Origin of the sequence: Paracoccus sp. PAR01 (assembly GCF_014851995.1) — a bacterium.
GTDB lineage: Bacteria > Pseudomonadota > Alphaproteobacteria > Rhodobacterales > Rhodobacteraceae > Paracoccus > Paracoccus litorisediminis.
Map to the genome: position 1 here is coordinate 72,570 of NZ_JACVAW010000017.1, position 13,250 is coordinate 85,819.

Sequence of the window (13,250 nt, forward strand, 5' to 3'; positions counted from 1 at the left end):
CTCACGATGGAGCCTCTCAAATGACCGATAAATCCCCTGACCTGTCGCCCGCAGCGATTGAGCGGCTGCTGTGCGAAGATGATCATAAGCGTGGATGCCAAGGCCGAGAATACGCTTGCATCTGCGACTATGATGACCGCATCGCCGCCACCCTCCGCGCCCTTGCCGCCCGTGTGGAGGCGCTGACCAAGGAGCGGGATGAGGCGGGCGAGCGCGAAGAAGATGCATCTGATCATCACGATCGGTTGATCAGCCAACGTGACACCGCCCTAGCCCGCCTCGGTGCCGTGGAGCGGGAGACGCTGGATCGGGCGGCTGTTCTGATTGACGCCAGCGATGTTCCTGTTCGGTATATCCTATCTCGCTCCATCCGCGCCCTACCCCTCACCCCCGACGCAGCCGCTGCGCTGGAACGCGCTGTGCAGGCCGAGCGTGAGGCGTGTGCTGACGTGGCGCGCGACCGGCACAAGACATGGCACGCAATCGGGCCGGGTTGCCTCGTGGATGACGATGCGTCGGCCTGTTCAGATATCGCCGCCGCCATCCTCGCCCGTGGGAAGAAGGAGGCCGGGAAATGAGCGATGATCTGATCAGGAAATGTCGCGAAGGTCAGCCGTGCTTATTGACGGAAAAGTGCCGGGTGATGGATGCCAAGAGCGGTTGCATGTGCGCCGAGATCGCCGACGCCCTAGAAGCCGCCAAGCGCGAGAATGATCGGCTGCGGCGTCTGGTTGAAGCGGCGGAAGCCCTGCACGGGTGTTGCCTCGATTGCTACCAGCCTACCGGCGAATGCAACTGCTGTCGCGCCGCTCTCGCCACCGACCAGAAGGGAGGGAGGCGTGACTGACGTGATTAAAACCGGGTCAAATGTTCTGGCCGATCTGGCACGGGCTAAGGCGTTGTTTCAACAGCGCACCATTCTAGCCATCATGCAAGATGGTGCCGATCGATCAAAACCCGATCAAGAAGCCGCCCAGCAGGCAAAGGGGGAATGATGGCGGCAAGCATCCCTGACCAGCTTGAGCGCCTGATCCAAGCAAGCGAGCGGCAAGGAAAGCGCGTCACCTCGGTCAAAGTCGAGGGAAAGACCATCGTGCTGACCTATGAGGACGCCCCGCAGATAGCGGGCGCGGTCCAGCCGGTTGACCTGATCCAGTGGGGCAAGCGTTGAAGCGTGATCTGCCGGCCTATTGCTACAGACGAGGACGCAGCCGCTATGTCTACTTCTGCAAGCACGGCAAGAATATCCGGGTCCATGCAGAGCCTGGCACGCCGGAGTTCGCCGCCGAATATGCAATGCTCTTGCGCGGCAGGCCCCCGGTTCCAAAGCGGACGATGAAGGGTCTGATCCAGCTTTACGTGGAAAGCGACCGTTGGCCGCAATTGGCCGCGAACACGCACAAAACCTATGCGCGGCACTTCCGTTATTTCGAGGAGAAGATGGCGACAGTGGACCCGGCCACGCTGCGCACGGTCCATGTCTATGAGATGCGAGACGCGCTCAAGGACACGCCGACCGAGGCAAACGGCAAGGTCAAGGCGCTGGCCACGCTATTGGCCCACGGCATCAGAATAGGCTGGCTTGACCAGAATGTCGCGCAAGGCGTTCGGGCGCTGAAAGGCAAGCGCGAGCCGCGCGGGCCGTGGCCCGCCGAGATGATCGAGGCGTTCAGGGAAGCCGCCAATGCCGATACGCGCTTGATCTTCGAGCTTCTGCTAGGGACCGGCCAGCGCATCGGGGACGTGCTGAAAATGCGATGGGGGGACAGCGACGGGGCTGGAATCAGCGTGAGGCAGGGAAAGACTGGCGCGGCGCTCTATGTGCCATTCACAGCCTCGCTGAATGCTGTGCTGCGTGACACACCTCGCCGGGGGCTTACCATCGTGACGCAGCCCAACGGCAGGCCGGTAAGCTATTCCTTGGCCCACAAATGGATCATGGACACGCGCATCCAGATAGGGGCGCAGGCATGGGACATTCACGCCCTGCGACATTCCGCCGCCAGCGAGATTGCTGGATTGCCGGGGATGACTGCCGAGCATGTCATGGCCATAACTGGCCACACAAATTCGGCAATGGTATTGCTCTACGCCGGTGCGGCAGCGCAGAAGGCACGGGCGAAGGAAGCGCAGAACGCGCGGGGAAAATAGAGGAACATTGTTCCGCGATTTGTTCCGCAAAACAGTTATTAAATAATTACAATGCGATACACAGTGGAAAAGATACCTGACACATATGCCGTGATCGTCACCGCTGCCGGGCGCGGCACCCGCGCGGGCGGCGACATTCCCAAGCAATGGCGCGTCCTTGACGGGCGCAGCGTCATCCAGCGCAGCATCGAGGCATTCGCGGGTTTCCCCCGCATTGTCGTGACCCTGTCCCCCGAGGATATGGGCCGTGGCCTTGGCCAGCTATCCGGGCAGGTCGTGCTGGTCGCGGGCGGCGATACCCGCAGCGCCAGCATCCGCGCGGCGCTGGAGACGCTTGAGGGCAGCGGTGTCACCCATGTGCTGATCCATGACGGCGCGCGCCCGCTGGTCTCGCCGCATGTCATCCATGGCGTGGTCGCGGCGCTGGAGGCGGGCGCGGATGCCGCCGCCCCCGGCCTGCCCGTCACCGACGCCCTGTGGCGCGCCGAGGGTGGCCATGTCACCGGCACCGCCAACCGCGAGGGGCTGCTGCGCGCCCAGACACCGCAGGGCTTCCGCCTTGACGCCATCCTTGCCGCGCATCGCGCCTTTCCCGACGGCGCCGCCGATGACGTCGAACTGGCGCTGCGCGCCGGGCTGACCGTCACCGCGACGCCGGGGGACGAAGACAATCTGAAACTGACCTGGCCGCAGGATTTCGCGCGCGCCGAACGCATCATGGGGGCCCCGATGGATATTCGCCTTGGCAACGGATTTGACGTGCATGCCTTTACGACGGGCGATCATGTCTGGCTGTGCGGCGTGAAGATTCCGCATGACAAGGCGCTGCTGGGTCATTCCGACGCCGATGTCGGCATGCATGCCCTGACCGACGCGATCTATGGCGCGCTGGCGCAGGGCGATATCGGGCGGCATTTCCCGCCCAGCGACCCGCAATGGAAGGGCGCCGAGAGCCATATTTTCCTGCGCCACGCCATCGAGCTGGCGCGTAGCATGGGCTTCGCCTTGGGGAATGCCGATGTGACCCTGATCTGCGAGCGGCCCAAGGTCGGCCCGCATGCCGGGGCCATGCAGCTGCGCCTGTCCGAGATCATGGGCGTCGATCCCGACCGCATCAGCGTCAAGGCCACCACCTCGGAACGTCTGGGCTTTACCGGGCGCGAGGAAGGCATCGCCGCCATCGCCACCGCAACCTTGATCCGGGGATAACCATGGAACGCCAGATCGCGACATTCTTTGGCGTGGGCCTGCTGCGCCCCGCCCCGGGCACCTGGGGCTCGGCCGCCGCCGTGGCGCTGGCGGTGCTGGCCTGCGAGCTGGGTGGCACGTTGCTGGTGCCGCTGGGCTTCGTGCTGGCGACCGTGCTGGGCTTCTGGGCGATCCCGCGCGTGATCGCGGGCAGCGCCAACAAGGACCCCTCCGAAATCGTCATCGACGAGGTCGCGGGGCAATGGCTTGCCATGTGCTTCACCGTGATCCCGCTGTGGCGGCACGGGGTGTCGATCCTTGACGCATGGCCCGCCTATGTCGCGCCTTTCCTGCTGTTCCGGCTGTTCGACATCTGGAAACCCTGGCTGGTCGGACGTGCCGACCGACGCGGCGATGCGGCGGGCGTGATGCTGGACGATCTGTGGGCGGGCTTGTTTGCGGGCGTGGTTTCGGTGATCCTTGCCGGGCTCTACCACGGAGTGCTGGAACCGATGCTGTGAACGCCGCCGACATCCTTGATCTGGCCCGCATGCGGGGCGTTATGATCGCCACCGCCGAAAGCTGCACGGGCGGTCTGATCATCGGTCGCCTGACCGATGTGCCGGGATCGTCGCGGGCGGTGGATCGGGGCTTTGTGACCTACTCCAACGCCGCCAAGATCGAGATGCTGGGCATCCGCCCCGAGACGCTGGATGTTTACGGCGCGGTCAGCGAGGAAATCGCGGCTGAAATGGCCTCGGGGGCGCTGAAACGCTCGCAAGCCGGGATCGCGGTCGCGGTCACCGGCATCGCGGGTCCGGGCGGGTCGGATCATAAGCCCGAGGGGCGGGTCTGTTTCGGCTTGGCCGATGCGTGGGGGATCAGGACCAAAACGGTCGATTTCGGGGCGATTGGCCGGGCCGAGGTCCGCCTCGCCACCGTCGATCACGCGCTGGAGCTGCTGGCCGCCGCGCTGCGCAAGGACTAGCCGCGCATCAGCTCCAGCAGGCGACCCACGTCATCCTCATGCGTGGCCCAGCTGGTGACCAGTCGCACGGTCACCGGCTCATCGCCGACGGGCGGTTGATCCTGCCAGATGTGATAGGCCGCGCCATGGCCACGGGCGCGGGCATGGGCTTCGGACGGCAGGCGGGCAAAGACCTCATTGGCTTGCACCGGGACGACCAGATCGCCCCCGGCCTGCACGATGCCCTGCGCCAGCCGCGCGGACATGGCATTGGCATGCCGCGCCAGATCCAGCCACAGCCCGTCCGTCGCCAAGGCCAGCATCTGCGCCGCCAGATAGCGCTGCTTGGACCAGACCTGCCCGGCCTGCTTCCTGCGATAGTCAAAGCCCTCGGCACGGGCGGGGTCAAAGAAGACCACCGCCTCGGCGGCCATCGCGCCATTCTTGGTCCCGCCAAAGCACAGCGCATCGACGCCCGCACGGATGGTCAGGTCGGCGGCATCAACGCCCAGACCCGCGACCGCATTGGCAAAGCGCGCGCCGTCCATATGCAAAGGCAGCCCGGCCTCATGCGTGATGCGCGCCAGTGCTGCGACCTCGGCGGGGTCATAGACAGTGCCCCATTCCGTCGCATTGGTGATCGAGACCATGGCGTTGCGGCCATCGTTCAGACTACCCGCCTTACCGAAACGGATCGCCTCGGCCAGCGTTTCCGGGGTGAACTTGCCATCCGCGCCGGGCAAAGGCACCAGCTTGGCACCGTGGCTGTAAAACTCGGGCGCGGCGCATTCGTCGCGGTGGATATGGGCGCTGTCGTGGCAATAGATCCGCCCGAAACTGGGCGACAGCTGCGCGCAGACCAGCGCATTCGCCCCGGTGCCGGTCGCGGCGAAACGCACCACGGCATCCGGTGCGCCCAGAATTTCGCGGTAAGCTGCCTCAGCGCGGGCGGTGACCGGATCGGCCCCATAGGAGCCCATCGCGCCTTCATTGCAATCGGACAGTGCCTTCAGGACCTTCGGGTGAATGCCATGCACATTGTCCGATGCGAAATTCATGCCAGATCCTCGATGATGTAGTCGTCCCAGTCATCCTCGGTCACGGTCAATTCGCTGACCGTGCGGCCCCGGATGCTGATCCCGGCGTCATGGACCGACTCGCGGTCGCCCGAGATCAGGTAATGCCACGGGTAAAGGGGCTTGCCCTCGGTCCGCAGGCGGTAAGCGCAGGTTGCGGGCAGCCACCACGCGATTTCCTTCAGCTTCTTCGGCGTCAGCACCACGCAATCGGGCACGAATTGGTGGCGATTGGCGTAGTTCGAGCATTGGCAGGTCTGCCCGTCCAGCAGCTTGCAGCTGACGCAGGTGAAGGCGATTTCACCGGTGTCTTCATACTCGATCTTGTTCAGGCAGCATTTGCCGCAGCCGTCGCAAAGGGCTTCCCATTCGTCGGGCCGCAGGTTCTTGAGCGGCATTTCCCAGAAACGCTCACGCATCAGCGTGCCGCCAGAATTTCGCGCGCCTGCGCGCTGTCACGGTCCATCTGGGCGATCAGCGCGTCCAGACTGTCGAATTTCATTTCCGGGCGCAGATATTCGACCAGCGCGACCGAGACATGCTCGCCGTAAAGATCGCCGCGGAAATCGAAGATATGGGTTTCCAGGTTAGGCACCTGCCCGTCGAACATCGGGCGCACGCCAAGGCTGGCCACGCCCGCATAGCTGCCGCGTTCCGGCCCGGTCAGCACGTCGATCAGCACGGCATAGATGCCCAGCCGCGGCAGATGCAGCCCGTTCACGGCCATGTTGGCGGTCGGATAGCCCAGATCGCGGCCGCGCTTGTCGCCGTGCAGCACCTCGCCGTCGATACGGTGCCAATGGCCCAGCATCCGTTCGGCATCGCGCATCCGGCCCTCGGCCAAAGCCTCTCGGATCGCGGTCGAGCTGTATTCCTTCCGCCCGTCCCCGATCAGCGGCGCGACGGTGACGCCAAAGCCGAAATCATGGCCCAGCTGCGTCAGCGTCTGGGCATTGCCGGAACGCTTGCGGCCGAAACAGAAATCCGCGCCGACGGTGACATGGCGGACGCCCAGCCCCTCGGCCAGCACCTCGCGCACGAAATCCTCGGGGGTCAGGCCCGCCAGAAGCGCGTCGAAGGGCAGCTGATACAGATGCTCGACCCCCAGCCGCGCCAGACGGTTCGCGCGGGATTCGGCATTCATCAGGCGGAATGCGGGCGCATCGGGCACAAAGACCTGACGCGGATGCGGCTCAAAGGTGATGACGCCCAGCGGCGCATCGGCAGCCGCGCGCGCGGCGTCGATCACCGAGCGGTGGCCCAGATGCACGCCGTCGAAATTGCCCATGGCGACGGTTGCACCACGGGCCTCAGGCGACAGACCCTTCCAGTCGTGATGGATGCGCAATCAGGCCCCCGATGGGCCGGCCCGGCCCTGTCAGTCGAATTTCCGGCACGGCGACAGCCCGGCCGCCATGCCCACTTGATTAGGTCCGTATCGCCGCATGCAGGCGGTTGCAAGTCCTTGCCCCCGCCGATTTCATGCAGCGACCTCTTAGGCTCAGCGCAGGCGGCCGATGCTGTAGCGAGGGTTTTCCAGACGCAGCGCCAGCCATTCGTCCAGCTTGGCCTGCTCCGGCGCCTCGACATCCGTGCCGAACTGGTCATGCGCCAGCCCGCCGGTGACGAACAACGCGTCGATCCCCTGCCCGCTTGCGCCCGGCACGTCGGTGGCAATGCCGTCGCCAACGGCCAGAATGCGGGCATCCGGGCCAAGACCCAGCTTGCGCCGCGCCAGATCATAGATCGGGGCATGGGGCTTGCCGAAATACAGCGAGATACCGCCCAGATCCTCATAGAACTCGGCCAGCGCGCCGGCGCAGTACAGCCGCGTTTCGCCCAGATCGACGATCACGTCCGGGTTAGCGCAAAGCAGCTTCAGCCCGCGTTCCTTGGCACTGGTCAGGGTCTGGCGGTAATCCTCGGGGACTTCGTTCACTTCGTCGAACAGGCCGGTGCAGACGATGCCTTCGGCCTGATCCAGCTCGACCCGCTCAATCGCGGGGGCGTTCTGCCACTCCTCGGGAATGTCGTTGAAGAAGCCATCGTCCTTGGCGACCGAGATCGCCCAGACCTTGCGCCCGACCGCGCCCGAGAACATCGCGTCCTGCGCGGCATCACCCGAACTGACCACCACGTCCCACGCATCGCGCGGCACGCCCATGCGGTCCAGCTGCGCCGCCACGTATTTCCACGGGCGCGGCGCATTGGTCAGCATGACCACCTTGCCGCCCTTGGCGCGGAAACCCTGCAGCGCGGCGACGGCGGCCGGATAGGCCTCGACGCCGTTGTGAAGGCAGCCCCACAGATCGCAGAACAGGACGTCGTAATCGGCCGAAATTTCGGCCAGCGAATTGATGATCTGCGTCATGAAACTGCCTTTACCTTAGATCGCCAGAGCCGGAATGATCTGCTTCTTGCGCGACATGATGCCGGGCAGAACGACGGTGTCGCCCGCGACGGTCGCGTTGAAGCTTTTCTCGGCGACCTGCTTCACGAAATCGTTCGGGATCAGCAGGGTCGCTTCCTCGTTCAGGATGTCGACGACGAACAGCAGCACCTCGTCGGCGCCATCGGCGGCGGCAACGCCCGGCATGGCGGCCATCAGCGCGCCCTTGCGGTCCAGCAGGACCTGCGGCGCGGTGGTTTCCAGAACCGAGACGCGCAGTTGCTTGCCGCCCAGTTCGTATTCCTTGCTGTCCATGCGCAGCAGGGCTTCCTCGCTGAAGGCCGAGACATCGGATTTCGCCGCGAACATTTCGGCCGCATAGGCAGGGATCGAGACCCCCAGATCCTTGGCGACCTTTTCGGCCACGAAACGGTCATGCGGCGTCGTGGTCGGGCTGCGGAATTCCAGCGTGTCCGACAGGATGCAGGTCAGCATCGCGCCTTTGACTGCGCGGGGGGCGCGGTTGTAGGCGTCCTCGCCCATCAGGTCGAACATGATCGTCGCGGTGCAGGCCAGCGGACGGATGGTGATGTTGATCGGCAGGCGGGTCTTGATGCCGCCAGCCAGCAGGTGGTGGTCGATGATCTCAAGCACCTCGGCCTCATTGATCGAGGCGGGCAGTTCGGCCGGGTTGTTGGTGTCGACGATGACGCATTTCTCGCCCGCGGCCAGATCGGTGACGATCTGCGGCTTCGGCAGATCCCATTTCGCCAGCATCCACAGCGCTTCGGTATTCGGTTCACCCTGCAGCACGGCAACGGCGGGCTCTTTGCGGACCTCAGAGAGATACCAAGCCCAGACGATGGGCGAGCCGGTCGAGTCGGTGTCGGGGGCCTTGTGGCCAAGAACCTTGATCATGGGATACCTGCGCGAATGCGGAAAAGTCGCGCGACTTATAGGGCTTGGCGCGCGGGATGTCTATTGACCGAGGCCCTGCCCGCTTACGCAACCGCGCTGACCGCCAAGGCCAGCAGCACCGTGTTGTGAAAGAAGGAAAACACCGAATGGACCAGTGTGATCCGGCGCACGCGGGTATTCAGCGTCGAAATATCCGCCGTCTGCGCCGTCATCCCCAAGACAAAGCTGTAATAGAGAAAATCCCAGATCCGCGCCTCACCATCCGGGGCCAGACCCGGAAATTGCAGGCAGCGCGTCTCTTGTCCGTTGGGGCGGCGGGCATACCAAAGCGACGCGTAGTGAAACGCCATGACAGTATGGATCATAGCCCATGCCAGCGGCACCGAGGCCAAGGCCAGCCCCAGACGCAACCACCCCACATGGTCGTCATGCGTGACCTGCAAGATTGCCCACAGGTTGATCGCGACCGAGCCCATGGCCAGCGGCACGATCAGCAGCATGCCTTCGTCGTCCAGATCGGCATGGCCGCGCAGCATGTCGATGGTCAGGCGGCGCATCAAAACCGCCGTCAGCACCAGATAGCACTGGTTGAAGGTGACCGAGAAAGTCAGCAGCCGGTCCACGGTCTCAAGGTGGTAAAGCCCCAATCCCGCCGCCAGCCCCAGCAGGAAGCTAAGGATGAAACGCTGATGGCGGCGCAGATCGGACAGCATCAGACGGGCGTTTGCTGGTGCTGGACGATGCGCCAGTCCCCGTCGCGGCGGATCCATGTGGTGGTGCAAAGCGCGCGATAGGTCTCGGCCCCGGCGCGGCGGGCGGTGGCGCGATAGGCCAGCACGCACAACTCATCGGTTTCGATGCTGGCCCGGTCCGAGATGGTGACCTCTTGCCAGCGCGGGGACGCGCCAAGGTTTTCCACGACCTTTCGCCGGGTCAGGATGCCTGCGGGCGCAAAGACCATCAGGCAGCCGTCATCCAGCTTGCGGGCGGCCTCGGCACTGCCCGCCAGCCAGAAATCGCGCTCTTCGCGCCAGAGTTCATCCGCCATTCGCTTCCTCCCCTGACTTGATCGGCCGGATGGTCCAGCCTTTCGCCTGCAACAGCGCCAGCACGCCGCTCCGCCCCGGAAGATGCAGCGCGCCGAAACCGGCGACCACGCCCTTGCCCTGTTTGGCCGCGTCCGCCGCCGCCGCCTCGATCGGGGCGATCCAGTTGCGGTTGCGCTGGTCCATCAGCTTGTCCTGCGCCAGCCGCATCTGCTGGTCGATTTCAGCCCGCGACATGCCCGAATTGTCATAGGCGTCGAAGCGGCCGAACTCCCAGATCAGCCAGCTATCGCCCGAGAAATAGGCCTCGGTCAGCGTGACTGCATAATCGTCGGCATGTTCAGCCGCGGGCATGGCGGCGCGGATCATGTCGATTTCCTCGTCCGGCGTCATGCCTGCGAACAGCTTGAAGACCGTGTCCCATGGCTCCAGCGCGTGGATCGGCACCTGCGCCTTTTCAGCGCGCTCGATCAGCTGGTGGTCCAGCCCGCCGGTATCGCCGGTCTTGCGCACCGTCTGCAGCATGCAGGGCGAGATCCCCAGCATGACCGAGACATACCATGGCCGCATCCGGCTGGTGACGACGGCGGGCATGCCGCGCGCCTCCATCGCGGTCCACAGCGATTTCCAGTCCTCGGGGGACATGCGTTCCGGCAGGGTCGGCCCCTTGGCGTCCATGATCAGCGACGGATCGCTGGTCATGGCCCCGGCCAGCCGCTTTTCCTCGGCGGGACCGGCCTCGACCAGCAGCGTGGCTGCCTTGTCCAGAACCGGACCGAAACGCTTCATGGTGGCGTCGTGGCGCGGATCGTTGAAGTGATAGGTCCCGATCAGCGTGACCACCTGATCGCCCTTGGTCGCCTGCCAGAACAGCCCGCGATGAAAGGGAATGTCGCGAGTCGCCGCCTGCAACTGCTCCATCCGTCCCGGGGGCAGGTCGTCGAACAGGTTCCGCCCCACGCATTCCTGTGCCCGTGCCGGTGCAGCAAGGACCGCGGCAAGGGCAAGTGTGGTCAGCAGGTGGCGCAGGCGCATCGTCAGGTTTCCTTTTCGCTGCGCAAAGAATGGCATGTCGGGGGCTACCCTGCCAATGCGTGACATTCACCGCAGCAGGGGAAGCTCTTGCGACAGCGGCTGCCCGTCCAGAAGGCTGCGCCAGATGCGCTGGACCTGCCCGGCCTTGGCGGACCATGTGTAATCGCGCATGACCTTGGCGCGCGCGGCGGCGGCCATGCCCGGCAGCACCGAAGGGTCGGCGGCAATGGCCTGCAACTGCTTGCCCAAGGCCGCGACCAGCGCAGGTCGGTCGCCCATCGGGATACGGAATCCGGTCGAGTCATCGACCAGCTCACCCGGACCGGCATAATCGGCGACCACCGGCACGACGCCAAGCGCCATCGCCTCAAGCACCACCCCGCCGCCGAATTCGCGGACCGAGGGGAACACCAGCAACTGCGACTGCGCCGCGACCTGCTGAACGCGCGCATGTTCCAGCCAGCCGTGAAAGCGCACGCCGTCGGCCACGCCCTCACGCGCGACCAGATCGCGCAGCGCCTCGCCCTGCGGCCCGTCTCCGATGATATCGAGCGAAAGCGAGCCGGATTTCAGCAGGGGAAGCGCCGCCTCGATCGCCATGTCGCAGCCCTTATAGGGGACCAGCCGCCCGATGAAGCAGCCCCGCAAGGGCAGCGTGCCGGGTTGCGGCGCGACCATACCGAAGCGCACCGGGTCGATGGCGTTTTCGGGCAGCCAGACGGTTTTCGCCTGATGGCGCGCGGGGATCTCACTTCGCGTATGGGTCGAGCCGCAGATGATCGCGCTGGCGGCACCCAGCGTCGCCCCCCGGCCCGGCAGCGCCTTGTAGGCGCCACGGATATAGGACAGCCATTCCTTTTCCCGCCGCCGCTCGGCATCGAAACCCTTGGGCCAGGGCACGCCACCATTCAGCGGTCCCATGACAAAGGGCACGCCCGTCGCCGTGCAACGGGCGGCGATCGGACTGGCGGCGGTGGGTGTCAGCGGTGTCACCCGATGCACGATGTCATATTCACCCGCGCGGATGTCGGGGCCGAATTTTTGCCAGATCAGCCGCTCGAAGTAACCATAACCAAGGGTCGAGATCGCCGTGGTCATGGTCCAGCCGACGCCCTTGCCCATGCGCAGCTTCTCGGCCAGCTTCCACAGGGGCGCGGCCAGTTTTTCGCTGTCGATGGCGGTGAAATCACGACCCTCGACCAGACCGGCGCGCAGTATGGCGTCACGGTTGCGGATCTGGGTCACGATATGGACATCGGCCACCTCGCGCAGCGCATGTGCCAGCGACCAGCCGACCAGCGGAACCGATACCCATTCCGGATTCGCGGCCTCGGCGATGACAAGTGCCCTGATCCGTTCCTGCACCATGCACCCCGCCGCCCTGCGCCCCTCTTGGCTATCCGGCGGCAAGAAATGGCGTCAAGGAATTTGAACAGAAATTTCGTAGGCCGTGACCGTTGACACGAATCTGGGCGCTGCCTAGATGGTTGCGCACTGGCACTCACCAAACGCGAGTGCCAACAACGAGACACTGCAACCTGTAACACCGGAGTGTTCACATGGCTTTCAAACCGCTGCATGACCGCGTTCTGGTCCGTCGCGTCCAGTCGGACGAGAAAACCAAGGGCGGCCTGATCATCCCCGATAGCGCCAAAGAAAAACCCGCTGAAGGCGAAATCGTCTCGGTCGGCGAAGGCGCGCGCAAGGACTCGGGCGAGCTGATCGCACCCTCGGTTTCGGCTGGTGACCGTGTTCTGTTCGGCAAATGGTCGGGCACCGAAGTCACGATCGACGGCGAAGAGCTGCTGATCATGAAGGAAAGCGACATCCTGGGCGTCATCGCCTGATTTCCGCTTCCGCGTAACCCATTCTAGGAGACGAACAAATGGCTGCGAAAGAAGTCAAGTTCAACAGCGACGCCCGCGACCGCATGCTGAAAGGCGTGAACATCCTCGCGGATGCCGTCAAAGTGACCCTCGGCCCGAAAGGCCGTAACGTCGTGATCGACAAGTCCTTCGGCGCACCGCGCATCACCAAGGACGGTGTCTCGGTCGCCAAAGAAATCGAACTCTCGGACAAGTTCGAGAACATGGGCGCCCAGATGGTCCGCGAAGTCGCTTCGCGCACCAATGACGAAGCTGGCGACGGCACCACCACCGCCACCGTTCTGGCTCAAGCCATCATCAAAGAAGGCCTGAAGTCGGTTGCAGCTGGCCTGAACCCGATGGACCTGAAGCGCGGCATCGACCTGGCGACCTCGAAAGTCGTCGAAGCGATCAAAGCTGCTTCGCGTCCGGTCAACGACTCGGCTGAAGTCGCCCAAGTCGGCACCATCTCGGCCAACGGCGAGGCCTTCATCGGCCAGCAAATCGCCGAAGCCATGCAAAAAGTTGGCAACGAGGGTGTGATCACCGTCGAAGAAAACAAAGGCATGGAGACCGAAGTCGAAGTCGTCGAAGGCATGCAGTTCGACCGCGGCT

19 protein-coding genes are annotated in these 13,250 nt (G+C 64.5%); 10 read left to right on the forward strand and 9 right to left on the reverse strand.

What is annotated here, in order from left to right:
* The first annotated feature begins 20 nt into the window (after window positions 1–20).
* The 8 genes from IB235_RS19570 to IB235_RS19605 all read left to right on the forward strand — a co-directional run bounded on the left by IB235_RS19570 (window position 21) and on the right by IB235_RS19605 (window position 4,327).
* Window positions 21–578 (forward strand): hypothetical protein, encoded by a 558-nt coding sequence (locus tag IB235_RS19570; protein WP_192338151.1) that lies wholly within the window; start codon window positions 21–23, stop codon window positions 576–578.
* Window positions 575–847: a hypothetical protein gene (locus tag IB235_RS19575; protein ID WP_192338152.1), complete on the forward strand. Its 273-nt coding sequence runs from the start codon at window positions 575–577 to the stop codon at window positions 845–847. Before IB235_RS19570 ends, IB235_RS19575 begins: the two co-directional genes overlap by 4 nt.
* Entirely contained in the window at window positions 840–995 is a 156-nt protein-coding gene (locus IB235_RS19580) for a hypothetical protein (RefSeq protein ID WP_192338153.1), read from the forward strand. The genes IB235_RS19575 and IB235_RS19580 overlap by 8 nt, the downstream gene beginning before the upstream one ends.
* The gene (locus tag IB235_RS19585) at window positions 995–1,171 is read left to right on the forward strand and encodes a hypothetical protein (RefSeq protein ID WP_192338154.1); all 177 of its coding nucleotides are present in this window, start codon (window positions 995–997) and stop codon (window positions 1,169–1,171) included. The genes IB235_RS19580 and IB235_RS19585 overlap by 1 nt, the downstream gene beginning before the upstream one ends.
* Window positions 1,168–2,151 carry a tyrosine-type recombinase/integrase gene (locus IB235_RS19590; protein WP_192338155.1) on the forward strand — a complete coding sequence of 328 codons (984 nt, stop codon included), beginning with the start codon at window positions 1,168–1,170 and terminating at the stop codon, window positions 2,149–2,151. The genes IB235_RS19585 and IB235_RS19590 overlap by 4 nt, the downstream gene beginning before the upstream one ends.
* 63 nt (window positions 2,152–2,214) lie before the next feature.
* On the forward strand, window positions 2,215–3,360 hold the full coding sequence (locus IB235_RS19595) for a bifunctional 2-C-methyl-D-erythritol 4-phosphate cytidylyltransferase/2-C-methyl-D-erythritol 2,4-cyclodiphosphate synthase (protein ID WP_370576951.1): 1,146 nt from the start codon (window positions 2,215–2,217) through the stop codon (window positions 3,358–3,360).
* Window positions 3,361–3,362: 2 nt separating this feature from the next.
* Window positions 3,363–3,860, forward strand: coding sequence for a phosphatidylglycerophosphatase A (locus tag IB235_RS19600; RefSeq protein WP_155040637.1), 498 nt, complete (start codon window positions 3,363–3,365; stop codon window positions 3,858–3,860).
* Window positions 3,857–4,327 (forward strand): CinA family protein, encoded by a 471-nt coding sequence (locus IB235_RS19605; RefSeq protein ID WP_192338157.1) that lies wholly within the window; start codon window positions 3,857–3,859, stop codon window positions 4,325–4,327. Before IB235_RS19600 ends, IB235_RS19605 begins: the two co-directional genes overlap by 4 nt.
* Here the strand turns inward: IB235_RS19605 and IB235_RS19610 are convergent.
* The 9 genes from IB235_RS19610 to IB235_RS19650 all read right to left on the reverse strand — a co-directional run bounded on the left by IB235_RS19610 (window position 4,324) and on the right by IB235_RS19650 (window position 12,138).
* A complete protein-coding gene (locus tag IB235_RS19610; protein WP_192338158.1) occupies window positions 4,324–5,364 on the reverse strand; it encodes a low specificity L-threonine aldolase in 1,041 nt (346 codons plus the stop codon). The genes IB235_RS19605 and IB235_RS19610 overlap by 4 nt on opposite strands.
* The gene (locus IB235_RS19615) at window positions 5,361–5,801 is read right to left on the reverse strand and encodes a YcgN family cysteine cluster protein (protein WP_155040639.1); all 441 of its coding nucleotides are present in this window, start codon (window positions 5,799–5,801) and stop codon (window positions 5,361–5,363) included. Before IB235_RS19615 ends, IB235_RS19610 begins: the two co-directional genes overlap by 4 nt.
* Window positions 5,801–6,730 (reverse strand): bifunctional riboflavin kinase/FAD synthetase, encoded by a 930-nt coding sequence (locus tag IB235_RS19620; protein WP_192338159.1) that lies wholly within the window; start codon window positions 6,728–6,730, stop codon window positions 5,801–5,803. Before IB235_RS19620 ends, IB235_RS19615 begins: the two co-directional genes overlap by 1 nt.
* A gap of 153 nt (window positions 6,731–6,883) precedes the next feature.
* Window positions 6,884–7,753, reverse strand: a complete 870-nt coding sequence (locus tag IB235_RS19625) for a TIGR01459 family HAD-type hydrolase (RefSeq protein WP_192338160.1) — start codon at window positions 7,751–7,753, stop codon at window positions 6,884–6,886.
* 15 nt (window positions 7,754–7,768) lie between these two features.
* Entirely contained in the window at window positions 7,769–8,689 is a 921-nt protein-coding gene (locus tag IB235_RS19630) for a manganese-dependent inorganic pyrophosphatase (protein ID WP_155040642.1), read from the reverse strand.
* An 83-nt stretch (window positions 8,690–8,772) separates the two neighbouring features.
* The gene (locus IB235_RS19635) at window positions 8,773–9,402 is read right to left on the reverse strand and encodes a DUF1345 domain-containing protein (protein WP_192338161.1); all 630 of its coding nucleotides are present in this window, start codon (window positions 9,400–9,402) and stop codon (window positions 8,773–8,775) included.
* Window positions 9,402–9,737 (reverse strand): nuclear transport factor 2 family protein, encoded by a 336-nt coding sequence (locus IB235_RS19640; RefSeq protein WP_192338162.1) that lies wholly within the window; start codon window positions 9,735–9,737, stop codon window positions 9,402–9,404. Before IB235_RS19640 ends, IB235_RS19635 begins: the two co-directional genes overlap by 1 nt.
* A complete protein-coding gene (locus IB235_RS19645) occupies window positions 9,727–10,770 on the reverse strand; it encodes a TraB/GumN family protein (protein WP_192338163.1) in 1,044 nt (347 codons plus the stop codon). The genes IB235_RS19640 and IB235_RS19645 overlap by 11 nt, the downstream gene beginning before the upstream one ends.
* Before the next feature lie 66 nt (window positions 10,771–10,836).
* Complete coding sequence (locus IB235_RS19650) at window positions 10,837–12,138, reverse strand: glycosyltransferase family 4 protein (protein ID WP_192338164.1); 1,302 nt, start codon at window positions 12,136–12,138, stop codon at window positions 10,837–10,839.
* A 191-nt stretch (window positions 12,139–12,329) separates the two neighbouring features.
* On the opposite strand from IB235_RS19650, the gene IB235_RS19655 reads away from it, so the two are divergent.
* Together IB235_RS19655 and IB235_RS19660 are read left to right on the forward strand one after the other, a co-directional pair.
* Window positions 12,330–12,617: a co-chaperone GroES gene (locus tag IB235_RS19655; protein WP_155040647.1), complete on the forward strand. Its 288-nt coding sequence runs from the start codon at window positions 12,330–12,332 to the stop codon at window positions 12,615–12,617.
* A gap of 38 nt (window positions 12,618–12,655) precedes the next feature.
* Window positions 12,656–13,250: TCP-1/cpn60 chaperonin family protein (locus IB235_RS19660; protein WP_304612859.1), on the forward strand; the 595-nt coding region annotated here is incomplete at its 3' end.